This window comes from Candidatus Pelagibacter sp., from assembly GCF_052049775.1.
Lineage (GTDB): Bacteria > Pseudomonadota > Alphaproteobacteria > Pelagibacterales > Pelagibacteraceae > Pelagibacter.
In genome coordinates, this window is record NZ_JBNGZH010000050.1 from 1 (window position 1) to 2,727 (window position 2,727).

The window sequence follows — 2,727 nt, forward strand, 5'->3', positions numbered from 1 at the left end:
TCATATTTAATGTTTATAGTAATGATCAAATTACTTTTGATGTTTCTGAAATAGAAATTTTAGATGGAGGTAATAAAATAATTGGAAAAAATAGAGGCTCAATCAATACAAATGATGGCGTTACTATTGAGGCAGATAAATTTGAATTTGACAAAATAAAGAATATTTTGAAGGCACAGGGTAATATAAAGGTTAATGATAAACTTAATAATTACGATTTTAATGCTCAAAAACTTTCGTATTTCAAAGATAAAGAAAAAATAAAAATTGAGGGTAAAGCAGAAGCATTGATCAGCTCAAATTATAGATTTATTACACAAGATATTAATATTCTAAGAAATGAGATGATCATAAATTCAGATATAGGTGCAACAATCTTCGATACTATTAATCAAACTAGATATGAAATTGGTAAATTTAGCTATTCTTTGAAAGAAGAAATTTTAAAAGGTGAAAAGATTTTCATCAATACAAAATATAAGGAACCCTTCAGTGATAAATTTTTTTTTAAAAGTGCAATTTTTAATCTTAAAAATCAAAGCTATATTGCACAAGATATAAATATTGATTTTAAAAAAGATATATTTGGCAATAAAGCTAACGATCCGAGATTTAAAGGACTTTCCTCATCTAGAAAAGGCGGTGTTACTACAATTAACAAAGGTGTATTTACCACATGTAAAAAAAATAATAATTGTCCTCCATGGAGTATTCAAGCAGATAAAATTACATATGATGAAAATAAAAGACAAATACTTTATAATAATGCTTTAGTAAAAGTTTATGATATACCTGTCCTGTATTTTCCAAAATTTTTTCACCCTGGACCGACAGTTAAAAGACAAACAGGTTTTTTAGTACCTCATATAAATAATTCCAATGTTTTAGGTTCATCACTTCAAATACCTTATTTTTATGCTCCATCTAATAATAAAGATTTTACTTTTAAACCAACTTTTTTTGATAAGGATATTTTTATGTTTCAGAACGAGTTTAGATTACAAAATAGAAATTCATTTCTAATTGCTGATTTAAATATTGTTGATGGTTATAAATCGAAAGAGTCAAAACGAGAAAATACTTTAACTCATTTATTTTCTAACTTTAGCACAGATCTTGATTTTGAGAACTTTGTTGATAGTTCAATTAATATCTCTTTCCAAAAAGTAAATAATGATACATATTTAAAGGTTTTTGACACAAATTTAGTAAACACCGATCTTAAACCTGACAACTATGACATCTTAACATCCGATGTGAATTTTAATCTTGAAAATGAAAAATTTGCGCTAAGCACAGGCTTTACTGCATATGAAAATCTAAATGAACAAAATAGTGATCGCTACCAATATGTTTTACCTTACTATGACTTCTCAAAAAGTTTCTTTGATAATAATAATTTTGCCTCTTTTGATTTTCTCTCTCAGGGGGATAATATTCTTAAAGATACAAACAGTCTTAGGTCAAGAATGATTAATAACTTAAATATTCAAAGTTATGATTATTTTTCTGATAATGGACTCAAAAATAATTTAAATTACTATGTTAAAAATATAGTTTCTGCAGGAAAAAATAATACAGAGTATGATGCAAGTCCTCATGTAAAATTCATGAATATTTTTGAACTTATTTCAAGTTATCCACTGATCAATAAAAATGAAAAATTTGTCAATTATCTAAATCCAAAAGTGTCCTTAAGAATAAATCCATCAGATATGAAAAGTTATAAAAATAAAAATAGACAAATTAACAGTGAAAACTTATTTAATATTGATAGACTAGGACTCAACGATACACTTGAGTCAGGCAAGAATTTAACAATAGGATTAGATTATAAAAAAGAAAGAATTGATGATATCAACAAATTTTTTGAGTTTAAAATTGGTACAGTTTTAAGAGCAAAATCAAATAATAATATACCCCTAAACAGCACTCTTGATAAAAAAAACTCAAATTATTTTGGTAAAATATATAATAATCTTAATGATAATTTTAATTTAAATTATGAGTTTTCAATTGATAACGATTTAAATGAAATTCAATACACTTCTTTAGGAGCGACCATCACAAAAAATAATTTTGTCACTACATTTAATTATATTGAGGAAGACGGCCAAATTGGAAGTACAAATATTTTGGAAAATGTGACAACCTTTAATTTCGATGAACGAAATTTTGTTACATTCAGAACAAGAAATAATAGAGAAATTGATTTAACTGAATATTATGATTTTATTTATGAGTATAAAAACGATTGTTTAGTCGCGGGTATAAAATATAATAAAACATATTATCAGGATAGAGATTTGGAACCAACAGAAGATTTTATGTTTAGTATAAAATTAGTTCCACTAACATCTTTAGAACAAAAGTTTGCAAATTAGCAAAATGTACTTGATCAAAAAATTAAAAAATTTATTTATAATTTTATCAATAATTACTCTAAACATAGGTCAAACAATTGCATTGGAAAATAAAATATTATTTAAAGTTGAAAACGAAATAATTACATCAATCGATATCTATGAAGAAATTGAATTTTTAAAAATTTTTAATCCTGAAACAAATAATTTAAATGAACCAGAATTACTTGAAATATCGAAAAATTCTATTCTCAGAGACAAAATTAAGAAAATAGAAATAATGAATTTTGTAGAAGAACTTAAAGTAGATGATAAATTTCTTATAAGACTTATTAAAAACAAATATTCAGGATTAAAAATAAAT

At 24.5% G+C, this 2,727-nt stretch carries 2 protein-coding genes; both read left to right on the forward strand.

The window, feature by feature from the left end:
* On the forward strand, window positions 1–2,384 hold a 2,384-nt coding region (locus ACTT83_RS05965), incomplete at its 5' end, for an LPS-assembly protein LptD (protein ID WP_440919181.1).
* Between the two features lie 4 nt (window positions 2,385–2,388).
* A partial coding sequence (locus tag ACTT83_RS05970) for a hypothetical protein (protein ID WP_440919182.1) occupies window positions 2,389–2,727 on the forward strand: 339 nt, incomplete at its 3' end.